Annotated in this window: 17 protein-coding genes; 11 read left to right on the top strand and 6 right to left on the bottom strand. The window is 44.0% G+C overall.

Annotation, left to right across the window (positions count from 1 at the left end; all coding sequences use genetic code 11):
* Window positions 1-24: 24 nt before the first annotated feature.
* Window positions 25-2,475, bottom strand: a complete 2,451-nt coding sequence (gene fadE, locus J8M00_RS08640; protein ID WP_211009857.1) for an acyl-CoA dehydrogenase FadE — start codon at window positions 2,473-2,475, stop codon at window positions 25-27.
* A gap of 201 nt (window positions 2,476-2,676) precedes the next feature.
* Here fadE and J8M00_RS08635 point away from each other — a divergent pair, with 201 nt between their 5' ends.
* The 10 genes from J8M00_RS08635 (at window position 2,677) to purF (ending at window position 16,955) form a co-directional block, all read left to right on the top strand.
* On the top strand, window positions 2,677-2,967 hold the full coding sequence (locus J8M00_RS08635) for a DUF6419 family natural product biosynthesis protein (RefSeq protein WP_211009856.1): 291 nt from the start codon (window positions 2,677-2,679) through the stop codon (window positions 2,965-2,967).
* A 58-nt stretch (window positions 2,968-3,025) separates the two neighbouring features.
* Window positions 3,026-4,156 carry a 4-phosphoerythronate dehydrogenase gene (locus J8M00_RS08630; RefSeq protein WP_211009855.1) on the top strand — a complete coding sequence of 377 codons (1,131 nt, stop codon included), beginning with the start codon at window positions 3,026-3,028 and terminating at the stop codon, window positions 4,154-4,156.
* Window positions 4,157-4,158: 2 nt separating this feature from the next.
* Window positions 4,159-5,175 carry an aspartate-semialdehyde dehydrogenase gene (locus J8M00_RS08625; protein ID WP_023401182.1) on the top strand — a complete coding sequence of 339 codons (1,017 nt, stop codon included), beginning with the start codon at window positions 4,159-4,161 and terminating at the stop codon, window positions 5,173-5,175.
* Window positions 5,176-5,442: 267 nt separating this feature from the next.
* Entirely contained in the window at window positions 5,443-10,824 is a 5,382-nt protein-coding gene (locus J8M00_RS08620) for a FimV/HubP family polar landmark protein (RefSeq protein ID WP_211009854.1), read from the top strand.
* Between the two features lie 105 nt (window positions 10,825-10,929).
* A complete protein-coding gene (gene truA / locus J8M00_RS08615; RefSeq protein ID WP_211009853.1) occupies window positions 10,930-11,730 on the top strand; it encodes a tRNA pseudouridine(38-40) synthase TruA in 801 nt (266 codons plus the stop codon).
* A gap of 219 nt (window positions 11,731-11,949) precedes the next feature.
* Window positions 11,950-12,825 carry an acetyl-CoA carboxylase, carboxyltransferase subunit beta gene (gene accD / locus J8M00_RS08610; protein ID WP_023397192.1) on the top strand — a complete coding sequence of 292 codons (876 nt, stop codon included), beginning with the start codon at window positions 11,950-11,952 and terminating at the stop codon, window positions 12,823-12,825.
* Between the two features lie 22 nt (window positions 12,826-12,847).
* Window positions 12,848-14,116, top strand: a complete 1,269-nt coding sequence (gene folC / locus J8M00_RS08605; RefSeq protein WP_211009852.1) for a bifunctional tetrahydrofolate synthase/dihydrofolate synthase — start codon at window positions 12,848-12,850, stop codon at window positions 14,114-14,116.
* Window positions 14,117-14,119: 3 nt separating this feature from the next.
* Complete coding sequence (locus J8M00_RS08600; RefSeq protein WP_211009851.1) at window positions 14,120-14,854, top strand: SPOR domain-containing protein; 735 nt, start codon at window positions 14,120-14,122, stop codon at window positions 14,852-14,854.
* Between the two features lie 61 nt (window positions 14,855-14,915).
* Entirely contained in the window at window positions 14,916-15,410 is a 495-nt protein-coding gene (locus J8M00_RS08595) for a CvpA family protein (RefSeq protein ID WP_023397189.1), read from the top strand.
* Window positions 15,411-15,428: 18 nt separating this feature from the next.
* Window positions 15,429-16,955 carry an amidophosphoribosyltransferase gene (gene purF, locus J8M00_RS08590; RefSeq protein ID WP_211009850.1) on the top strand — a complete coding sequence of 509 codons (1,527 nt, stop codon included), beginning with the start codon at window positions 15,429-15,431 and terminating at the stop codon, window positions 16,953-16,955.
* Between the two features lie 112 nt (window positions 16,956-17,067).
* Here the strand turns inward: purF and J8M00_RS08585 are convergent, their stop codons facing one another.
* Complete coding sequence (locus J8M00_RS08585; RefSeq protein ID WP_211009849.1) at window positions 17,068-17,667, bottom strand: Yip1 family protein; 600 nt, start codon at window positions 17,665-17,667, stop codon at window positions 17,068-17,070.
* A gap of 209 nt (window positions 17,668-17,876) precedes the next feature.
* Here J8M00_RS08585 and miaE point away from each other — a divergent pair, with 209 nt between their 5' ends.
* Window positions 17,877-18,677, top strand: a complete 801-nt coding sequence (gene miaE, locus J8M00_RS08580; protein WP_211009932.1) for a tRNA isopentenyl-2-thiomethyl-A-37 hydroxylase MiaE — start codon at window positions 17,877-17,879, stop codon at window positions 18,675-18,677.
* 6 nt (window positions 18,678-18,683) lie between these two features.
* Here miaE and J8M00_RS08575 read toward each other — a convergent pair whose 3' ends face one another.
* The 4 genes from J8M00_RS08575 to J8M00_RS08560 form a co-directional block, all read right to left on the bottom strand.
* Complete coding sequence (locus J8M00_RS08575) at window positions 18,684-20,021, bottom strand: O-antigen ligase family protein (RefSeq protein WP_211009848.1); 1,338 nt, start codon at window positions 20,019-20,021, stop codon at window positions 18,684-18,686.
* Between the two features lie 3 nt (window positions 20,022-20,024).
* On the bottom strand, window positions 20,025-21,425 hold the full coding sequence (locus tag J8M00_RS08570; protein ID WP_211009847.1) for a GumC family protein: 1,401 nt from the start codon (window positions 21,423-21,425) through the stop codon (window positions 20,025-20,027).
* Between the two features lie 10 nt (window positions 21,426-21,435).
* Window positions 21,436-22,707: a polysaccharide biosynthesis/export family protein gene (locus J8M00_RS08565; protein WP_211009846.1), complete on the bottom strand. Its 1,272-nt coding sequence runs from the start codon at window positions 22,705-22,707 to the stop codon at window positions 21,436-21,438.
* A 208-nt stretch (window positions 22,708-22,915) separates the two neighbouring features.
* Window positions 22,916-23,923, bottom strand: a complete 1,008-nt coding sequence (locus J8M00_RS08560; RefSeq protein ID WP_211009845.1) for a glycosyltransferase family 2 protein — start codon at window positions 23,921-23,923, stop codon at window positions 22,916-22,918.
* Window positions 23,924-23,930 lie beyond the last annotated feature (7 nt).

The raw sequence follows: 23,930 nt of genomic DNA, 5'->3' as shown, positions 1-23,930 counted from the left end.
TTTTATTAGATTGTAACTTAATGGCTAGGCTGCATCGGCGTTTTTATCCAATATACGCGCTTTGCCAGCCAGTAACTCGGCCGGGTCGAAATCATCGACATTAATCACAGCCAATCGCTGAGCCTCAACAGCGGCGAGGCTGTCTGCTTCTTGCTGCGTTAATATGCCACTTTCCAATCCCATTTGGGCGATTTTATCTAGCTGCATAAATGGCAGCTTTTGTCCTTTGGCACGACATACTTTGTCGAAAATAGGCTCTACAGCTAAGATGTCTTTAAGTGTCTGCTCCTGTTTGCCAATTAGATTTAGCGGTTCATCAGTGGTGTAGATGTAATTTGCAAGGCGATCACGTGTCTCATTTGGTGTTTGCAATAGTTTTGCGATGTCATGTTCCATTTCGTCGGTTGGCTTACGCACCGGACGGCCGAATGGAAATAAAACCAGCTTGAGAGCAGCGCGCAATGCCATTGACGGCATATTGTTGATAAGATCAGCTAAGGCACGCTGACAGAGGTATAAGTGTTCCTGACACGCCCACTTAACCAGAGGCAGATCTTCTTTTTTACGACCTTCATCGTTGTATCGTTTCAGTGTGGCAGATACAAGGTATAAATAACTCAACAAATCTCCAAGTCGCGCAGAAATACGCTCTTTGCGTTTCAGAGAACCGCCAAATACAGCCATACAGATATCTGACATCAATGCCAATGATGCACTGTAACGAGCGGCGTTTCGATAGTAATCAGCTGTTTCGTCATTAAACGGTACGCTTGTAAAGCGCCCACCAGTTAATGCTAACCATTTGGTGCGTACTAAATTAGAAATAGTAAACCCAATATGGCCCATCAAGGCTTTGTCAAAGCTGTCTAGTGCTTCTTGCTTATCTTTGATATTACAGGCGTTTAGTTCAGCAAGTACAAACGGGTGGCAGCGTATCGCACCTTGACCATAGATGATCATGTTACGCGTAAGAATATTAGCCCCTTCTACGGTAATCGCGATAGGCGCACCCTGATAGCCTCTGCCAAGGTAGTTATTTGGCCCTAAGCAAATGCCCTTGCCACCATGAATATCCATAGCATGAATTGTGGAAGCACGCATTTGCTCTGTTAAATGGTATTTAAGAATGGCAGAAATAACAGACGGCTTTTCACCTGAATCAACAGCCCCTGTCGACATACTTAGTGCAGCATCACTACTGTAGGCATAGCCTCCAAGCTTAGATAGAGCTTCTTCGATGCCTTCCATTTTTCCAATTGGTAACTTAAATTGGCGACGGATACGGCTGTACGCACCGCTTGCGAGCGCTAGTGTTTTAATGCCACCAGTGGAGTTAGAAGGAAGTGTAATAACACGGCCAACGGATAAACATTCGACCAGCATACGCCAGCCTTGTCCTGCCATTTTAGGTCCGCCAATTATAAAATCGAGTGGCACAAATACGTCTTTTCCGCGTGTCGGTCCATTTTGGAAAGGCACGTTTAATGGAAAATGACGACGGCCAATTTCAACGCCAGGCATAGAGGTTGGAATAAGTGCACAGGTGATACCTATGTCTTCCTTATCACCAAGCAAACCATCTGGATCTTGCATTTTAAAAGCGAGACCAAGTACGGTTGATACTGGTGCGAGCGTAATATAACGCTTGTTCCACGTTAAACGGATACCCAGTGTCTCTTTACCTTCCCATTCGCCTTTACATACCACACCGAAATCCGGAATAGATGAAGCGTCCGAACCAGCTTCTGGCGATGTTAATGCAAAGCAAGGGATCTCGTCTCCCGCAGCTAGACGTGGCAAATAGTGGTCTTTTTGCTCTTGTGTTCCATAGTGTTGTAATAGTTCGCCAGGGCCGAGTGAATTAGGCACGCCCACAATCGATGAAAGCAATAATGATTTACTGGTTAACTTTTGTAACACACAGGATTGTGCATAAGCTGAAAATTCGAGGCCGCCATACTGCTTTTTGATAATCATGGCAAAGAACTTATTGTCTTTTAAATACTGCCATACCTCTTGCGGTAAATCGGTTAACTCGTGCGTAGCTTCCCAGTCATCTAGCATGGCACATACTTCCTCAACAGGGCCGTTTAAGAAAGCTTGCTCCTCTGCTGTGAGTCTTGGTTTTGCAAATTGATGTAATTTATTCCAATTTGGATTGCCGCAAAATAAATCTGCTTCCCACCAAGTTGTCCCCGCATCGATTGCTGATTTCTCAGTTTCAGACATGGTTGGCGTCACTTTTTTAAACGCCTTGAACAGGGGGGTAACTATATATTGTTGACGGATGTTGGTGACTGAAAATGGAATTGCAATGGCCAAGAAGATAAGCCAAGACAAAGCCCCAAAAGCGTCGGCAAAAGTACCAACGAGCAGCGTTGTTGCTGCAACACCTAGGCAGGTATTCCAGCTGGCGCGATGATAACAGGCCGCGCTGACCAGTGCTATCAAAGCGATAGTGAATAAAAGTGTCATGTTGTTCTTCCTTATTAGAGGTCTGACCACATGATTAGGCTAGCTTGTCTGACCAGCTATTTCAAGCAAAAAAGCCTTCCATTTAACATTTTAGAAGCCAAGTTTTGACCATACCAGTGCAATGTTGGACTTAAAAATTGTTCAATTGCCAATTTTGTAAACTTATCTATATTACAAAAAAGACCTAAGGAGAGGTTACTTATGCAATTGGGGAATATATGTATCATTGTCATTACTTTTACTTCGATGTTATTGAGTGTGGAAGCTTTTGAGTACGCTATTTTTATTAACTGTCTCAGTAGTGTAGTTTGCGCGTGTTACGCCTATGGCGGTGCGCTGTACACGGCATTTTTCTTGGCTTGGTGTAATGTTCAAGCTTTTGTGTTTAGCCCTTTGGTGAATGTCGCAGAACAACCAAGTGTAAAACTATTGGTGTTGTTTTTACTCTGCTTGATGTTTGTCGCGCTAGGCATAGGCGCAAGGCGGAACTAGGGTCTGTGCGACAGGTGGGTTACAATATAGCTCCGTGCGATGTTTAGGAATAATTTAAATGAAGATCTTGGCTGATCAAAATATGCCTTTGGTGGAAGAGTTTTTCTCAAGCTTTGGTGAAGTAGTGCGCTTTGATGGACGTAATATTGCTGCAGAGCAAGTGCAAGAAGCAGATGTGTTGTTAACTCGTTCAATTACGCAAGTTGACCAGCAATTACTAAGCAAAGCGAACAAGCTTAAGTTTGTTGGTACAGCTACGATAGGCGTTGATCACATCGATCAGGCATACCTAGCTGAGCGTGAAATTGCTTTTTCGAGTGCACCAGGGTGCAATGCTGTCGCTGTTGCCGAATACGTTATAAGCGCTTTATATGCATATAGCCAAGATCGTGATGTTGAGTTACGTGGCAAAAAGTTAGCGATTGTCGGGGTGGGTAATATTGGGAACTGTTTGCGAGAAAAATTAGCACACAGTGGTATCGAGTTAATTTTGTGTGACCCTATTCGCGCAGAACAGGGAACCCTGCCAGAGCATGTTAATATTGATTCCGCGCTTGAATCAGCTGATTTTGTTACATTTCATGTGCCACTAATAAAAACGGGCGCACATCAAACCAAACATTTACTAAACGTTGACAGAATTAAAAAGCTTAAACCCGGCATGCTAATTATTAATGCGAGTCGCGGAGATGTTATTGATAATCAGGCCCTGCTAAATGCAAAGACGTCAGGTCAAGCACTGGAGTTGGTACTTGATGTATGGGAAAACGAGCCAAATATTCTGACCGAACTGATACCTTACTGCTTGTATACGTCGGTTCATATTGCTGGGCATACCCTAGAAGGCAAAGCGCGTGGTACGCAAATGCTTTATCAGGCATTGTGTAAAACATTGGGTGTTAGCGCGACAAAACGGCTGGAAGCATTTTTACCAATACCAGCTCTAAGTCAATGCCATCTCAACAGTACATTTAGCCAAAGAGATTATGGCCGTATTGTCCATATGATCTATGATATTCGCCGTGATAATGGTTTAATGCGAGCCAATTTAGAAAGTCAGGGGTTTGACGTGTTACGCAAACAATACCCTCCGAGAAGAGAGTTCTCAACATTGAAGGTATCGACGCCATTGGCACATACGCAGAGATTGCAACAACTCGGCTTTCAAGTAGAAATGAATGAGGAATAAAAATGTCGCAGAAATTTAACGTGGCGGTACTGGGTGCAACAGGCCTAGTTGGTAAGCAAATCATTGAAACATTGGCGGAAAGAAAGTTTCCAGTCGATAAGCTCTATCCCCTTGCTAGTAGTCGCAGTGCAGGTGAAGAAATCGATTTTATGGGCGAAAAAGTCACAGTTTTAGATGTGGAAGAGTTTGACTTTGCGCAAGCACATATAGGTTTGTTCTCAGCTGGTGGGAGCGTTTCCGAAAAATACGCGCCGATAGCAGCCGAAGCAGGCTGTGTAGTGATAGACAATACGTCGCATTTTAGATATGACTATGACGTGCCACTTGTGGTGCCTGAAGTAAATGCAGCTAGCCTTGCTGATTTCAGGAATCGCAATATTATCGCCAATCCAAATTGTTCAACAATTCAAATGCTGGTGGCATTAAAGCCGATTTATGATGCGTATGGCATTGACCGTATAAATGTTTCAACATACCAAGCTGTTTCGGGCGCAGGAAAAGAAGCGGTAGATGAATTGGCAAAACAAACAGCGAACCTTATGAATGCAAGACCAATGGAAAACGAAGTTTTTCCGAAACAAATTGCATTCAATGTGATCCCACAAATTGATGCTTTTCAGGAAAATGGCTACACCAAAGAAGAAATGAAAATGGTTTGGGAAACGCAAAAAATATTGGGTGATAGCAGCGTGATGGTTAATCCAACCGCTGTGCGAGTTCCTGTGTTTTTTGGTCATGCCGAAGCGATCCACTTAGAAACTCGTATGCCGTACGATTTAGAGCATATTAAACAATTACTTACTGATGCACCGGGTATTGAGCTGATTGAAGGTGAAGAAGATTATCCAACGCCTGTGAGTGATGCGAGTGGTAATGATACGGTTTACGTGGGTCGATTACGCGCGGATATCTCACATCCAATGGGACTAAATTTGTGGGTTGTATCTGACAACACTCGTAAAGGTGCGGCAACAAACAGTGTGCAAATAGCAGAAGAACTCGTTGCAAACTATCTTTAGTAATACTCAGAGGCAAAATGCGATGGCAGCGTTTTGCCTCACTGGTTACACAAATCCTTCTTTTACCACCTCCCTGATTTATAAAACAATTTCATTCTAATTATAAAGTATTAGTACGATGTTAAGAATCAATACACAGACAATGGATATTCCCTTATAACTGGTTTATAGTTTGCAATTGGAATAGAGCTTGCAAAAAGCAAAGATGAGCAAATTTATTATTCACTTACTGGTTGAGTAAGTGGTCACCTTAAACAAAGGAACAGCATGCGCGGTTTAGCCTTATTTTGTATCCTAGCATTGGCTTTCATAACATCTCCTGCACACACTCAAGATGGCACAGTGTTGAAGGGTCCCAAGGGTGTTGATTATGGGTTAGAGGGACGTTCAGTTGGTCCTATTAGACCTTCAGATACTTTGTGGCGCCTAGCGCAAAAGATTAGACCTGATGACTCTGTGACTATTTATCAGGTAATGAAAGCCCTCTATGACAAAAATCCAAGCGCATTTTTAGACCAAAACCTCAACCATATGCGGGATGGGGCGTATCTGCGTATTCCAACTCTTGCAGAAATTAGACGAGTCAACCCTAGCATAGCAAAACAAAAGTCAGATCAAGATGATGCGTTATGGGAGCGCAAGAAAAATGGCACCTTGAGCCAGTCTGATATCAATGATGCCCAAAAGCGGGTGACTCAGGCGCGTAAAGTCGATGTAGAACAGGCTCAAAAAGCACTTACTAATCAGTTAAGAAACCTGCGAATGGAGCAGGATTCCAAGCTATTGGACTTGCAGAACCAATTTAAGTCTTCAGTCAAAAATGTAGAAGACATATTGGAAGAGAATAACCAACTTAGAAAGCAGCTCAGTGATATTTCAGACGAATTGCAAAATGTCCGTGATCAACTTGGCAAAGACAGCGAAATTCAACAGCAGTTGAAAGTTGTAATTGATATGCAAAGCGAAATGATCGCACAGCAAGAAGCTGACAAAATGGCTGAGCAAGAGTCGAGCTTAAGCAAAACGTTATCAAACCCCATCGTAATTGCCTTACTCGCAACAATTCCTGCGTTGTTAGTTATTGGCGGGTTGGTGTTCTTTATGCGTAAACGCAAACAGGCAGCTGAATCGAGTGCTGAAGACGATGAATTCTTACCTCAAGCGCCAGTTGCAGCTGCAGCAGCTACGGGAGCTGCTGCCGCGGCGGCAGACCCTCTTGATCTTGACATGCCAGTCACAGATGATGTTGCACCGCTAGATGAAAGTATCCAGCTTGATGATGATATTTTACCTGAAGACGATGATATCGTTTTTGATTCTTTAGATGATGACGATGACGGGTTTGAGACGGGAAGCAGTACGCTCGATCAGGACGAGCTGGACAGTTTGTTAAATGATGACATTGTGTTCGATGACGAGTCGTCTTCGGAAGAATCGTCAGACGATATAGATGATTTCTTACAGCAGAGCTTTGATTCAACTGATGATGCACTGGGTGATGAAGTCACACTAGACGTAGAAGATGCAGCCTCAGACAGTGATGACATTCTTAGTGCCGATGATATAGATGACCTATTCAATGAAGTTGGTGACGAGCAAGATGATACGCTGGATGTAAGTGACGATGCACTAGCTGCACTAAGTGAAGAGCTGGCTGAAGAGCCAGAATCAGAGCCTGCGGGTGATGATGAGCTAGATTTAGATGACATTGATAGCTTAATTGAAGAGACGGAAACAGAAACTCCGGCTACTGAAGAAACAGTTGATAATGATAGCATCTTAAGTGCTGATGATATTGACGACCTACTGGATGGTGCGTTAGATGAAGATGATCTAGGTATCGAAGAAGATGGTTTGGAAATAGATGATGTTGATGGTTTGCTTGAAGATGCGCAGCAGCAAGTAAGTGAAGAGCAGCAAGATATTGATGATTTAATATCTCAAGCTGAACAAGAAAGTGAGCTTGCAGGTGAAGAAGATATTGATGCGCTTTTAGCTCAGGCGAGCAGCGAAACTGAATTTTCAGAGCCTGCAGATGAAGACGATCTAGGGGACGTTGACGATCTGTTGGCAGATATTGGTGAAGAAGCGCCGAGCTTGGAGGCCGAAACAGAGTTTGCAGAGCCAGAAGGTGAAGATAGCCTTGGTGATGTTGATGACCTTTTAGCAGACATTGGCGAAGAAACACCAAGCTTAGAAGCTGACAGTGAGCTGACAGAATTAGCGACTGAAGGCGATCTTGGTGACGTTGACGACCTGTTAGCAGACATTGGCGAAGAAACACCGAGCCTAGAAGCTGACAGTGAGCTGACAGAATTAGCGACCGAAGGCGATCTTGGTGACGTTGACGACCTGTTAGCAGACATTGGCGAAGAAGCACCAAGCTTAGATACTGACACAGAGTTTGCAGAGCCAGAAGGTGAAGATGATCTTGGAGATGTTGAAGACCTTTTAGCTGACATTGGCGAAGAAGCACCGAGCTTAGAGGCCGACACAGAGTTTGCAGAGCCAGAAGGTGAAGATGATCTTGGTGATGTTGACGACCTGTTAGCTGACATTGGCGAAGAAGCACCGAGCTTAGAGGCCGACACAGAGTTTGCAGAGCTAGAAGGTGAAGATGATCTTGGAGATGTTGACGACCTGTTAGCTGACATTGGCGAAGAAGCACCGAGCTTAGAGGCCGACACAGAGTTTGCAGAGCCAGAAGGTGAAGATGATCTTGGTGATGTTGACGACCTTTTAGCTGACATTGGCGAAGAAGCACCGAGCTTAGAAGCTGACAGTGAGCTGACAGAAGGCGATCTTGGTGACGTTGACGACCTGTTAGCAGACATTGGCGAAGGATCACCAAGCTTAGATACTGACACAGAGTTTGCAGAGCTAGAAGGTGAAGATGACCTTGGTGATGTTGACAACCTTTTAGCAGATATTAACGAAGAAGCACCGAGCTTAGAGGCCGACACAGAGTTTGCAGAGGCAGAAGGTGAAGATAACCTTGGTGATGTTGAGGACCTTTTAGCAGATATTGGCGAAGAAGCGCCGAGCTTAGAGGCCGACACAGAGTTTACAGAGCCAGAAGGTGAAGATGACCTTGGTGATGTTGACGACCTGTTAGCAGACATTGGCGAAGAAACACCGAACTTAGATACTGATACAGAGTTTGCAGAGCTAGAAGGTGAAGATGGCCTTGATCAGGAAGGGTCGATTATCACCTCAAATGTTGAAGTAGGCCATTTGGATGGCATGCTAGGTGAAGATGAAAATGTCCCTGAGGCGAAAGGCGCTTCACTTGCTGAAGCTGAGCCAGAACTAGAAGCAGAGCCAGAGCTAGAAGCAGAGCCGGAACTAGCAGCTGAGCCGGAACTAGCAGCTGAGCCGGAACTAGAAGCAGAGCCGGAACTAGCAGCTGAGCCAGAACTAGCAGCAGAGCCGGAACTCGAAGATGAGCCAGAACTAGCAGCTGAGCCAGAACTTGAAGCAGAGCCAGAACTCGAAGCAGAGCCAGAACTCGAAGCAGAGCCAGAACTAGCAGCAGAGCCAGAACTAGAAGCTGAGCCAGAACTAGAAGCTGAGCCAGAACTCGAAGCAGAGCCAGAACTCGAAGCAGAGCCAGAACTCGAAGCTGAGCCAGAACTCGAAGCTGAGCCAGAACTAGAAGCTGAGCCAGAACTAGAAGCTGGGCCAGAACTAGAGGATGAGCTTGAACTAGAAGCAGAGCCAGAACTAGAAGCAGAGCCAGAACTCGAAGCAGAGCCAGAACTAGAAGCTGGGCCAGAACTAGAAGATGAGCTTGAACTAGAAGCAGAGCCAGAACTAGAAGCAGAGCCAGAACTAGAAGCAGAGCCAGAACTAGAAGCAGAGCCAGAACTAGAAGCAGAGCCAGAACTAGAAGCAGAGCCAGAACTAGAAGCAGAGCCAGAACTCGAAGCAGAGCCAGAATTTGAAGCTGAGCCAGAACTCGAAGATGAGCCAGAACTAGAAGCTGAGCCAGAACTCGAAGATGAGCCAGAACTCGAAGCTGAGCCAGAACTAGAAGCAGAGCCAGAACTAGAAGCAGAGCCAGAATTTGAAGCAGAGCCAGAACTCGAAGATGAGCTTGAACTCGAAGCTGAGCTTGAATTCGAAGAGGAGCTTGAACTAGAAGCTGAGTCAGAACTCGAAGCAGAGCCAGAACTCGAAGCTGAGCTTGAACTAGAAGATGAGCTTGAACTAGAAGCAGAGCCAGAACTAGAAGCAGAGCTAGAGCTGGAAATCGAGCCGAGCGAACTTTTACAAGACATCGAAAGTACCGAACCACAAAATGTCGACGACATGTTAGATGCGTTGGAGGCTGAAGCAGAGCTTGCTTCTCTCGATGAGGAGCTGATGGCTGAAGATGTTGAGATCGACTTAGGTGATGATCCTCTTGGTGATGAAGTAGATTTACTTGCGGAGGAATCTCTTCCAGAGGAAGATTTTGTAACACCAAGTGCGCAGTTAGAAAGTTACCCTGAGCTTGAATTAGAAGAAGTTGGTGAGCCGGAAATTTCATTAGATGATGGGCCTCTACCAGAGGGAATGAGTGAAACTGAGCGCCAATTAGCACAGAGCTTAGATAGCCAACGTGACTTAAATGCAAACATTGAAGGCGATTTAGAAGAGTCTTTTGGTGATGAACTAGATGATTTATTCGATGACTTTGATGAAGCTCCAAGTGCTATCTCTGAAAGTAATATTAGTGATGATGCGACGCAGACTCCTGTTACAGAGAGTGGTGAGAGTGAGCTATCTCCCGTAGCTGAAGATGAATTGGGTGACTTGGGCATAGATCTAGATACGCCTTTTGATGAAGATGCGGCGCTAGCTGCAATGGATGAGGAATTACCGAGTAGTGAAGCTCCTCAAAGTACAGATCTTCCAATGGCTGAACAAGAGTTGGAAATCGATCTAGAGACGCCTTTTGATGAGTCTGCTGCATTGGCCTCTTTAGAAGCTGAAAGCTCAGAAACGTATTCATCGAATGAAAATGATGAAATAGCGACGTTAGAATCAGCAACCGCTCAAGAAACCAGCATTAACCCAGATGCATTTTTAGCGGAATTAGAAGAAGTTGCAGAAGCGGGCAACGATGAGCAAGAAAGTTCGATAGATATTGATGAAAGTGCCATCGAAGATGAATTTATGGCAGATTTAGAAGGTACGGATTTTGATGCTTTATTGGATGAATATGCCGAGCCAGAAGATCTGGCTGGAAATGAACAAGAGCCAGAATTGGAAGTCGACTTTGATGCATTGTTAAGTGAAGACTTAGATGAACAGTTCGAGATTGAAGAAGATTTAGAGCAAAACCACGAACAATCAATGCCGGAAGACTTTGTGGAAATTGAAGACTTGATTGCACAAAGCGATGATGTTCTTACCACAGAGGAGCCTTATCAAGAACCAAATATGGATGTCGGTCTAGATGACTTTGAAGATTTACTAGCGGGAGATAACCCTAAAGATGTTGATCTAGAAGAAGATGGCTTCTCAGCAAAGCTAGACTTAGCACGGGCATATCTTGAAATAGAAGACTTTGACTCGGCAGTTTCAGCCTTGGAGGAAGTCATGGAGAATGGTCCTGAGTCGGTACAAGCGGAAGCCCGATTGCTAAAAGAGCAAATAAAATAGTGTTGGATAATTAACAAAGGGGGCGATATCGCCCCCTTTGCTTTTCTTCCCCTTGCCAATAGCATAAAATGCCCGGCTATAATTTAGTGAAGAGTTTGCAAGTGTATGCGTGTAGTACTAGGTATCGAGTATAACGGTGGCAACTACTCAGGTTGGCAGCGTCAAAGTCATGTAAGTAGTGTCCAAGAAGAAATTGAAACAGCGCTTTCGCGGATCTGTAACCATCCCGTCGAAATTGTTTGCGCAGGTCGAACGGATGCTGGTGTACATGCCACTGGGCAATTAGTACATTTTGATACCGATGCCGAGCGCGAAATGAGTGCATTTACACTTGGTATGAACTCGCAATTACCGGATGACATTGCGGTACGATTTGCCCAACAGGTTGATGACGAATTCCATGCACGCTTTAGTGCCACAGCAAGGCGATATCGTTATGTGATATACAACCATACTTATCGCCCTGGTATTTTAAGGAATGGGGTAACGCACTTTCACTATCCCCTAGATGTTGAAAGAATGCAGGCTGCATGTCCACATATGCTGGGTGAACAAGATTTTACCTCTTTCAGAGCAGTACATTGCCAGTCAAATACACCTTTTCGAAACATTCACCACCTTCAGGTCAACAGATTTGGAGACTATGTCGTCATAGACATCAAAGCGAATGCATTTTTACACCATATGGTTAGAAATATCACAGGGTGCTTGCTAGATATTGGAATTGGTGAGCAGTCGCCAGAGTGGATGGCTGAATTGTTGGCAGTAAAAGATAGAACACAGGCCAGTGCGACAGCAAAACCTAATGGTCTATACCTAGTTGATGTTGATTACCCAGAAAAGTGGGGGATCCCGAAAATGTCTGTGGGCCCGCTATTTTTGCCAGAAGTCGAGATTAAAAAATAAAAATTACTGAGAAGCTGGTAGTCCTGCATAAGCTATTTAAATTTAGCAAGTAGCTGTCTGTGTTGTGTACATTAAAATATCAGTTCCTCATACGTCTATTACTTGTTAAGACTACTAAGACCAGTTTTTTATACCGCTGTTGCCTTAAACATGTTTTAATTGGGAAAATCTGTCTGTGTGCACAGACTAATATACAGAATAAAGACAAGAGAGTTGCCAATGAGTTGGTTAGAAAAAATCTTGCCTAAAGCTGCTAAATCGGCAGGTAAGAAAGAGGTACCGGAAGGTGTCTGGGCAAAGTGTACGGCCTGTGATTCCATCTTATATAAAGCTGAACTAGAAAAGTCGCTATATGTATGCCCTAAATGTGATCATCATATGCGTATTTCAGCTCGTGAACGTCTAACACGTTTCCTAGATGATGGTGAGCTAGTTGAATTAGGTACACAATTTGAGCCTCAAGATGTGCTCAAATTTAAAGATTCTAAAAAGTACTCAGACCGTATCACCGCAGCACAAAAAGTCAGCGGTGAAAAAGATGCTTTGATCGCGATGAAAGGTCGCTTGAAAGGTATGCCAGTTGCTGCCGTTGCATTTGAATTCTCATTTATGGGCGGCTCTATGGCATCTGTTGTAGGTGCGCGTTTTGTAGCAGCCGTCAATGAGTGTCTTGAGCATAATATGCCTTTAATTTGTTTCTCTGCATCAGGCGGTGCACGAATGCAAGAAGCGTTATTCTCACTAATGCAAATGGCTAAAACCAGTGCTGCACTTGCAAAAATGAGCGAGCAGGGCCTACCGTTTATCTCTGTGTTAACCAACCCAACTATGGGTGGTGTATCAGCTTCATTAGCAATGCTAGGTGACATCAACGTGGGTGAACCAAAAGCATTGATCGGTTTTGCTGGCCCTCGTGTTATCGAGCAAACAGTACGTGAAACCTTACCTGAAGGGTTCCAGCGCAGTGAATTTTTACTAGAGCACGGTGCTATTGATGTGATTATTGACCGTCGTGAAATGCGTGACTCTCTAGCACGTATGATTTCTAAGTTTATGGACTTGCCTTCTACAGAACAAGAGCATAGAGTAGCGTAAATTTTTCGAAATTGAGCTAGCTATGTCACACATCAAACCTAGCCAATCATCGAGTTTAGATGATTGGCTTTGTTATTTAGAGCAACTACACCCGGCCAACATTGAGATGGGGTTAGAACGTGTTGCTCAAGTCGCCAATAATATTCACTTACTAGACACACCCAGTAAAATCATCTTAATTGGTGGAACCAATGGCAAGGGCACAACCGCGCGCTGTTTGGAAGCGATGCTGTTAGCTCAAGGCTATTCAGTTGGTACATACGCATCCCCTCATCTTATTCGTTATAACGAACGAGTTCGTATCAATGGCCAAGAATTAGCGGATCAAGATCACGTAGATGCTTTCTGTCAGCTAGAACAGGGTAGAGGCGAGACGCAGTTGACGTACTTTGAATATGGTACATTAGGTGCGCTTGCACTTTTTAAGCGCTACGAAGTGGACTATGTGTTACTTGAAGTGGGCCTAGGTGGTCGATACGACGCAACCAATATTGTCACACCATATGCCAGTATTATCACTACGATAGATCTTGATCATAAAGAGTATTTGGGCGATACACGCGAACTGGTTGGTTATGATAAAGCCGGTATTTTCAGAACCAACACACCTGCAATTGTAGGCGATTTGAATATTCCCCATACTGTGACGGATTACGGTTTAGAAATTGAGGCTGAAATGGTTTTATCCAAGCGCGATTTCTATTTTACCCCTCTTGAAAGTGGCCTGCGTTGGCAGTATCTAGATTATGATCTTACGCTTTCTCAACCTGCAATCCCTGCACAAAATGTTGCCACTGCCCTGACTGCCTTAGCACACTTGAATTTATTACCTGCTGAGCAAAAGGTACGTGAGGTGCTGGATAGCTTGCAAGTGGAAGGTCGCTTTCAGAAATTAAGTACCAAACCTTTGGTGTACACTGATGTAGCGCACAACCCTGAATCTGCACGCTATTTACGTACAAAGTTGCTTAACCTAAAAAATCAGGGCTTTAAAATTAACGCCTTAGTCGCTATGCTTGCTGATAAAGATAAAGCTGCGGTGATCGATGAGCTAGGTGATGCAGTCGATAGTTGGACATGTGCAGCCCTCAATGGACCACGCGCTGAAAGCGCAGAAAATATGCGCCAAGCATTGAGTAATACGCAACAAGAAGAGATCCTAGCGTTTCAAAGTGTTTTTGCGGCACTAGATGCAATGCTTCCAGAGCAAGATGACAACTCAGCGCTGATTATTTTTGGTTCGTTCTTTACCGTTGCAGACGCGATACAGTATTGGAAAAATAGAGAGTAAAACGTGAACTCAGGATTTGTAAACCGCCTTGTAGGCACCAGCATCATAGTAATTGCTGCGATCGTTTTTATTCCAAATATTTTGGACGGCGAAAAAGTGCACTATAAAGAAGGGTTTCAACAAATTCCTGAGCGTCCAGAATTCAAATCTATTGACCTGCAAAAGCCCATTGATGCACGAGCTCAGCTCGCTCCTGAGCCAAAAGCAGAGGTTGTTGAAGAGGTTATCGCAGATGATATAGATACTCAGATACCTGTCGATAGCACTGCGGATTCAGCATCAGTAGATAGCGCATTGGAAAGTCAGACTATTGCGAAATCTAAAGATACCGATACAAATGCAGTTACTAAACCGAGTGACAATCGTAGCGAGCAATCACCTGCACCAAAAGCTGAGCAGCCAATGACAGAGCAGGTTAATAAGCCAAAGCAAGCAGTCACGGTGGAAACAAAAGAGCCCAAATTGGCACGGCCGGAAGATTCTAACTTTTCAAAAATGGCCTATGTGATTCAATTAGGTAGTTTTTCACATAAAGCCAATGTGGACGCACTGATCGCTAAGCTGAAACTAAATGGCTTTAAAACTTTTACGCGTCCCGTCAAAACGCCGAATGGTACCCTGACCAAGGTGTTTGTCGGACCAGATTTAAATAAGCAAAAACTTGAAGCTAAGTTACCAGAACTAAAGAAGTTAACCAAGCTTAATGGTAGGCTTACCCAGTTCAAGGTTGCAAATTGATCTGGCAATTCTAGGGCGTGTCTTATAAAATGCGCCCAAAATTAACGACTTGTTGGTTATTATGATTTGGGTTGATTACGCCATATTTACAGTTGTCGGTATTTCTACCTTTTTTGGCCTGATACGCGGCTTTGTAAAAGAAGCTATGTCCCTTGTAGTTTGGGTTGGCGCATTCTTTATATCCAGTCTATTTTATCAATATCTATCCACTTTCCTTACCTTTGTTTCAGAACCCCTTTTGAGAAACGCAGCAGCAATAGCCATACTATTTGTCGCAACGCTGGTATTAGGTGGATTGGTTAATTTTATATTGGGCGAGCTGGTACAGCGTACCGGATTGTCTGGCACAGATCGTATTGTTGGCATCTTATTTGGTGCGATGCGTGGCGTGCTAGTAGTCAGCGCCCTGTTGTTTTTTCTCGATGCTTTCACTAAAGCCCCAGATACAGATTGGTGGAAGTCATCGGTAGTAATCCCTGAATTTGGATTTGTTATTGAATGGTTTTTTTCATATTTGGAAAATAATTCGAGCTTTTTAAATTCAGCAAACCGTTAATCGGCGAGGAATTTTTTAATGTGTGGTATCGTTGGGATAGTCGGAACATCACCTGTTAATCAGGCATTGTATGACGGCTTAACTGTTTTGCAACACCGCGGTCAAGATGCTGCAGGCATCATTACCATTGACAACAATACGTTTAGCCTTCGCAAAGCGAACGGCTTGGTTAAGGACGTGTTCCATACGCGTCACATGAAACGACTACAGGGCAATATTGGCATTGGTCATGTGCGCTATCCAACGGCTGGTTCTTCTAGCTCAGCAGAAGCGCAGCCTTTCTACGTAAACTCTCCTTTTGGTATTTCTTTAGCACACAATGGTAACCTAACCAATGCTGCCGAGTTGAAAGAGCGTTTATTTACCAAGGCTAGACGACATGTAAATACGACATCGGATTCAGAGATCCTGTTAAATATCCTTGCCTATGAGCTGGGTCGCAGCGATAAAATGAAGCTTGATGCAGACGATATGTTCACCGCTATTGCAGCTGTAAACGAGCAGAGCTCAGGTGGTTATGCAAGCATCGCGATGATCATTGGCCATGGAATGTTGGCATTTCGTGACCCGCACGGTATACGTCCGTTGGTATTTGGCAAACGTGATACTGATAATGGCACAGAGTACATGTTCGCCTCAGAAAGTGTTGCACTCGCGATAGATGGTTTCGACTTTGTACGTGATGTGGCGCCAGGCGAAGCAATTTACGTGACAGAAAATGGACAGTTCTTCTCAAAAATGTGCGCTGATAAAACAATGTTGGCACCATGTATATTTGAGTTTGTATATTTTGCACGTCCTGATTCTACCATCGATAATATGTCGGTATACGCGTCACGTGTAAACATGGGTACTAAGCTGGGTGAAAAGATCCAGCGTGAGTGGGCGGATAAAGACATCGATGTAGTTATCCCAATTCCTGAAACGTCATGTGATATTGCGCTGGAAATTGCATCCGTGTTAGAGCTGCCATATCGCCAAGGTTTCGTGAAAAACCGCTATATCGGCCGTACCTTCATCATGCCAGGGCAAGAGCAGCGTAAAAAGTCTGTACGTCGAAAGCTAAATGCAATCGATCGAGAGTTTGTTGGCAAGAATGTACTGCTTGTTGATGATTCGATTGTACGCGGTACAACTTCTGCGCAAATCGTAGAAATGGCTAGAGAAGCAGGAGCAAAGAATGTGTACTTTGCATCTGCGGCGCCGGAAGTGCGTTTCCCGAATGTATATGGCATCGATATGCCATCGGCATCTGAGCTGATTGCTCATGGTCGAGAGTTAGAAGACATCAATGCGAGCATTGGTTCTGACGGCTTAATTTATCAATCAATCGAAGATTTGATCGCTGCGGTTCGCATTGAAAACCCAGAGATCAGTCAATTCGAGACATCAGTTTTTGATGGCCAATATATTACTGGTGACGTGGACCAAGAATACTTAAATCGTGTTGATGCGTTGAGAAATGACTCAGCCAAGTCGACGCGAGAAAAGGCAATGTCTGCAAGTCTTGAATTACATAATCAGGAGACAGGTGAAGGCGAGTAACCTTTGCTTCACATTGAGTATGTAAAAAAGGGCGATGGTTGATACCATCGCCCTTTTAGTTTGATTTCGTTTTTAGGATAAAAGCAAAGAAAGCGTCAATCACAACGCTCCCCTAAGTAAATGTAGGGCTAATTATGCCATTCGTCCATAAAATCGCTGTGGCAGCCAAAATGATAACTAATAAAATAAGCCCACACGTCACCATCGAGCTTGCATAGATAAAACCGCGTTCCTCAGGTATATGCATTAGAATAGGCACGCCTGTATAAAGCAAGTAGACAGAATAAGCGACAGAGGCTATGCCAACACTGACTACAAACCACAGTTCGGGATAAAAGGCTGCAATTGCAGACATAAAGAGTGGTGTTGAAGTATATGCTGCTAATTCTAATGTTTGTGTAAAGGTTGGCGCAGCACCAAAAGTCACCGCCATCCAGTGAGCTAAGTAAGCAAGTGCAAATACGCCAATGATCAGGGCAAAATACATGGCTATGGCAATCAACAAGGCACTGTCATGTGTGAGATAAACTGCGTCACCCGTGCCTATTTTCCAGCCTAAATGAACCGAAGAAATATACCCCATGATACTTGGAATAAGCGCTATCAATACCATATGGGATAGACTAAACGTGGCATTTTCATGATGATTGTCAATCGTTTGCCATTCCTCGATTGGGTGCGCATAGAGCCCCCACAAATGGTTTAAAATCATACAAAGCCTCTCTTTAATTTTTGGGTGTTTTTTACACTACTTCAATTAACATATGAAATATTGGTTAAATTTTGTCAAGAAACTCGAGTTAAATGACTTGTTTGTTTGATCCCAATTAATCAAGATTGAGCAATTGCAGAGCGTCAAGATAGAGCGCTATGCGGGGTGTGTGGTAGAATAGGGCATTAGTTCGATAAACTTTGATGATGATGTTAGACAAATACGCTGAGCTGCTTGCTCCTATATACGATTTCTTGGGCACCTGTACGCCGGATAGCTGGATAGACGAGGCTAAAAAACCAGAAAACTTGCAGCGATTACTTGTTGATCATATGCATTGCGAATTAAAAGCAGCACAAAGTGCAGCTTTTTTGATCCGAAAATATGCGGTTGATAATGAATCTGCAAAAACCTTGCTTGGTTGGGTGAAGCCCTACGAGGATTTTGTATATCGTAAGGTGGGGGATGGTAAATTTTCAGCCAGTAAAAACGAGTTAATTGGCAGCCTGACAGCAAAACCTGAATTTGCCTATAACCAAGATATCCTTGAAAAAATGGTGCGTTTAATCAAAGAAGAGCTTCATCACTTTGAGCAAGTTCTAGAAATTATTCAGCAAAGGGGGCTGCGTGTACAAAGTTTAAACGCATCTCGATATGCAGCGGGCATGATAAAACATGTGCGCACATTTGAGCCAGCTGCTTTAATCGACAAACTGATCATAGGTGCTTTTATTGAAGCGCGTTCTTGCGAACGGTTTGCTAAATTAGCACCATTTTTAGACGATGAATTGGCGCGCTTTTATGTCTCATTGTTGCGTTCTGAAGCACGCCATTACCAAGATTATATTGAATTGGCTGAGCAAGTTGCACAGGCAACTGATCCTAAGCGTTTCGATGTTGCTGCACGCATCGCTGAATTAAAAATCATTGAAAATGCATTGATAGACTCACCGGATGAAGACTTTAAGTTTCACAGTGGCACACCGGTTAATGGTTCAGTAGCCGCATAAATTAGGTTATTTGCGGCCTGCGCGTCTATTTGGAAAATACTCTATCTGCCTTTTTTTACGCCTAGATGCGCGATACGCTTTTTCTCCTTTAAAAACTAGGCCAAACCATAGTAGGGCTGGCCAGTATAAAAAAGATAGGATCTCTAGATTCTCAAAAAAACTGTAGCAGATAAACACGGTCATTAAACACAATGCAGTTTGTGCGGTTTTAGAGTCTTGTGACTTCCATAAAAAATATACAAAGGTAATGGCCATAGGGACCGCAAGTGCTATCGCGCCTACGATCCCTTTAACAAATAATAGGCCATACCAGCTGTGATGGGAACCAATGGGCATTCTCTCAACCAGTTTAGGCCCGCGTTCAACAATGCCATGCCCCCAAATTGGTGCTTCAGCTTCCCAGCGCTGAATAGCAATATTAGCTAATGCTTGGCGAACCCGCGTTGAGCCCGGTCGCTGCTGTTTTACCGCTTCATAGGAATCCATGATCCATTGATAAACCGGTTCTCCGAGTAACAAAATAGCGGGGATAAAAAAACCAAGTAAAAATAAAAACCAAGGCTCTTTAAATTTGTCGCTAAACATCACCATGGGAAAAAGCATGATAAATATTGCGATACCAGCACGAGATTGAGAGAGAAGCAGCATGGCCCAGCAGCCTGCGATTGCCCAGCGGCGAATGCGCGCATTTTGCTCTTGAAGGCAGAACACCAGATAGATACAGGCCATAAACCCAGCAGCGGGTGCCCAAGGCGTGAAGAAGCGCCATCTACCAGCTCCGGTTTCTGGGTTTATCCCGTAAAAGCTGACCATAAAAAAGCTTTCCCCAGGACCCCCAATGACTTTTAATGGCGAGAGAAAAATATCGCCAGGAAGTCGGCCTAAATAAAAAATGAAAGAGACGACAGCGAAGATAAAGGTTTGTATTCCAATAATGCATACGGCGCGAACAATCACTTCTTTTCGAATTTGAATAAGGTTGCCAATCAATGGAAAGAGCGCAAGCAGAGCCCAACCTTTCATCCACCCAATGGAGGACTTGATGGTTTTTCCGATGCCCAAAGACCAGTTGAAGTGGGCGATAATGAGTGCCACCAGCATCACCAGCATAGCGACTATCCAAAGCCATACCATCGGGTTTATTGTGGCGTGCTTTTTATCAACTTCTACATAGAGGCGGGTGATCACCATAGCGAATAACAGCCAACCGATCACGGAACCAAGCACATACAAAGTGCCAGTTAAAAAAGAAGGGTAGGTCAGTACAAGGCCAGCCCAGACGACAAATTCCTCTGAGCTGACAAACTCTTTTTTTTCACCGGGCAATGCCGATAGTAGCAGCATGCATTATCCTTTTGCCTTTGGTTTATCAACGACCAGCGCCACGATCTCTCTGCGCTTGTTGACCATAAATATAGCAAGAGATGTGAAAATCATTGCAAAAAGGGCTGCTGCAACAGCAAGGCCTTTTTTCGGGCTGACAGCTTTAAATGCCAGCGAAGGCGGTGTCATTAGCTGAACAATCGGGTAGGAAGCGAATACGTCGGCTTTGCTTGCTTCTAGGCGCGCTGCTGCAGAAGTAAATACCGCTTCGGCCAAATCAAATTCACGCTGTAGGCGTTCAAGTTCAGCTGCTTCTCGCGCATAAATCTTAATTTTCTCGTTCAACAGTGTTTGCGCTTGGTCTAGTTCAACAAATTTTGCTTCTTTGCCTTTTTTGACCGCATATGCATTGATTAAATCTGCAAAAAGTTGCGCGCGTTTTGGATTGTTTTTTAAATCCAGCGTGGTAAAAATGTGCGCAGCATTTGGGCCGACCAAGCCTTGTGAACGATTTCTAAGTGACTGTTTTGAATGCTCAAAACGTGCAAATTCAGCTTTCACTTTAGGATGTCCATCGCCCCAGCGTGAGCGGTATTCGCTTAATTGAGAGGCACTGGAGGTTAGCTCAGACAGATAGCCGCGAAACTCACTATCTGACTGTAATACAAATGCTTGACCTGCCATTGCCGGTGATACACCTAAATCAACACTCAATTGACTCACGTAGTCTTCACCTTGGCCGATTTCAGCTTGGATCATCACCATCTTCTCTTTGATTGAAGACAGGGTTGCAGTCTCTCTTTGCAATTGCTCAGCAGATACAATTAATGAGCGCTGTTGAAAGTCAATGATGTTATTACGGGTGGCATTGAGTCTTTCACGATACTGATCGAGTACTGCTTTGATACTCTCGTCGCGACGTTTTACTTCATCGGCACGAAGGTGGTCTAGTTGTGCTTGCAGTGCATCATAAATTGCCCATGCTTTGTTTTGGGCAAGCATCGCGGACTTACCTGTTGTTTCAATATTCAGGATAGATGTTTGCTCTGTTAAACGTACTTTTGGGCTGCCAAATTCGTGTGCTGTCAAGTTAAGCGTCTTTGCTGCATTGTCTAGCAGATTACGGCTTTTGATCATTTCTTTATAATTGACACGCGGATTGTAGCCTTTGCCAAACGGTGCACTGGTTGACGATACAACCTGACCAACTTCGTCAATGTTTACTTGGCTGTTGGCTCCGGTGCCAGGCAAAACAATATCAAAATCGCTTTTATAGGTCGGTGCTTTTTGCAAATAGGCAATTACCAACAGTGTGATAACAACATAGCTAATCGCACATGCAGCTAGATATGGTCTGTGCAGCCAACGATAAATGGTTGCTCTAAAGCGACTGTATGGCGTTGTGACTTGAAGTGCTGTACCCATGATACACCTCCTAAAACACCTTGAATGGTGCGACTAAATCTAAAACTGTTTGTGCTACATCTCTAAGATTTGTAATATCAGAGTCGTAACACGCAATAGCGTCGTTTGGCATTACGTATGGATTTATTCTATCTCTGTAAGGCATACGCATTAATTGCTCAATTGAACGCTCGATAACCTGTGTTTGCTTGGTAATTGGGTGGGTGCTTACTAACACTACCCGGCGCGGTGCATTTGTATATGATTTACCACCCACACAGTTTGCAGACACTGCCGCTTGTAACAATCTTGTGCCGTATGGCAAGCTACTTGAAAAGCGCCCGATGGCTGCGTTTGAATTGCTTTCTGCTGAATCGATCAAATTAGACATAAAGACACGGAAACCTTTAGGTGTTATTTGCGACGGTCGAACTAAGTGAGGTTGAAAGCAACCAGTACTAGGCACAATCACTTGATCACCAGCAATCAATGCATAATCAGTAACTGGTTCGCCTGTCAGAATACCGGTGAGGTCTACTTCAACTTGCCAACCAGAACGAATTAAAATGACTTGATCCAGTTTTGCGTCAGGACGAATACCTGAAGCTGTTCTGACTGCTTCCGACAACAAACGTTTTTTGCTTTGATCGCCTGATGCTGCGAGACGCTCTTGCTGGACCTGAGAAGGAATAGAGGCATTTATCGTTACACGGCCCGGCTCAAAAACAGCGCCCGACACAGGCACTTCGATAGCAGCTAAATTTAGCACTCTAATATTGACATCTAGGGTATGTGCTTTGAATATGTTTGCTCTAATAAGGGCGAGTTCGATTCGCTCGCTCAGGTGTTTTGTTGTCAAACCAGCAGCGAAAATAGGTTCGATTACAGGCATTTCAAGCAACCCTGATGTATCTAGTATGTAACGACCATTAAACCCTTCACCATATTCCATCGATATTTCGATCAGATCGCCTGGGCTCAACGGCAGAGAACTTGCATCTTTCCCACCTAGTACAGGAACTGGCGCTTGGTTGTTTGGGTGTGTGGTGATGGCTCTGTCTACCCGATACTGTTTTGAAATGGCAAACTCATTGGCACCAGAACAGTCTAATCCAGCTGCAAATACGGTACCTGGTTGTGCTGGGTTAATTACGGTGCCTTGCGCATCAGGGTGGCCATAGAAACGGTTGTCGTTATCTTCTAACTCAGTTGTTCCGTCAATATGTGCACAGCCAGCAATCAGCGCGATATGGCACAAAAGTGCCAATATACTGAGCTTATTTTTGAGGCTGGTGACTGTCATAGTCTATTCCTTAATGAAACGATACTAACTTAAATAAAGCATTAATTAGGCCAGTTGTCTAAATCCTTTTAGATCAGTTGTTTATGGTTTTGTTTTGCATTTAAAAAGAGGTGTTTTGCAATTTGCAGTGTGGGGTGTTTGCAAAATAGAAAAACCAGCGAATGCTGGTTTTTCTATAAGTAGCGGCATCGAAGCCGTTTTACGTCGTTCAGTGTGACTTTTGAATGTAAGAGACTCCACGCATGGCGGTGTTTTCGATGGCGTTATAAATACAGGCTGGTAAAGCACTCAAGTAAGCGCAGGCCCAAGTAACTAAAGTTCGCTTTGGCTCTTCTTTTAGAATACGCCAATTTGTAGTAAGCGCTTGGTGCATAAGTTTTATAGCTTGTGTGCTATTTCTCGATTGAATTGCACGGCGACATAAATAGCGGAGCTGGTATGCTTTAGCTAGTGGTGCATACCTGTTAAAAAACGCTTCATGGCCGATTCTGTTTTGATCGACGGCATATTGCCAGCTGGTAAATTGTTTGTGCAAGTTTGACGACAGGCCTGATGCGTTAACTCGGTAGTAAGTCAGCGGCTGTGAAATACCCTCAAATTCAAAGTCAGTATCAAGTGCCATTCTCAACCACATTTCAATGTCTTCTGACTGACGTAGCTCCTCATCAAAATATTGTGTCCACGCACGCATACCATCTTGAAAGGCGACCGCTTCGAATACCGCTTTTCTGATAACGGGTGCTGAGCCATTGCCAACAGGGTTGCGACAGAAAATCTGCTTGGTAGTGATCTCTTTTAACGCTGGAAATTGGCCAATACCCAATGGCGCACCATCTTCATCGACAAATAAAGATGGACAATAGCTTACACCTACTTTGGGGTTGTTATCTAAGTGCGCAACGTGTAACTCTAATTTTTTTGCAGACCAAAAATCATCGGCGTCCAGCAGTGCGATGTATTCACCTTTTGCAGCGCGGATCCCCGTGTTTCTTGCACCAGATAAGCCGCGATTAAGTTGCTGAATCACTTGGATGCGTGGGTCATTGAATTGTGCAACTTTAGCCAGTGTGTCATCACTACAGCCGTCATCAACACATAGGATTTCAAAGTCTTGATAAGTTTGTTTCAGTACCGAGTTAATGCTTTGCTCTATGTATTTACCAACGTTGTACATTGGAATAACGACGCTAACTGTTGGATTGATTAAAGTATTCATAACAAGC

This window comes from Pseudoalteromonas luteoviolacea, from assembly GCF_018100925.1.
Lineage (GTDB): Bacteria > Pseudomonadota > Gammaproteobacteria > Enterobacterales > Alteromonadaceae > Pseudoalteromonas > Pseudoalteromonas obscura.
This window is presented reverse-complemented; position numbering and strand designations above follow the sequence as displayed.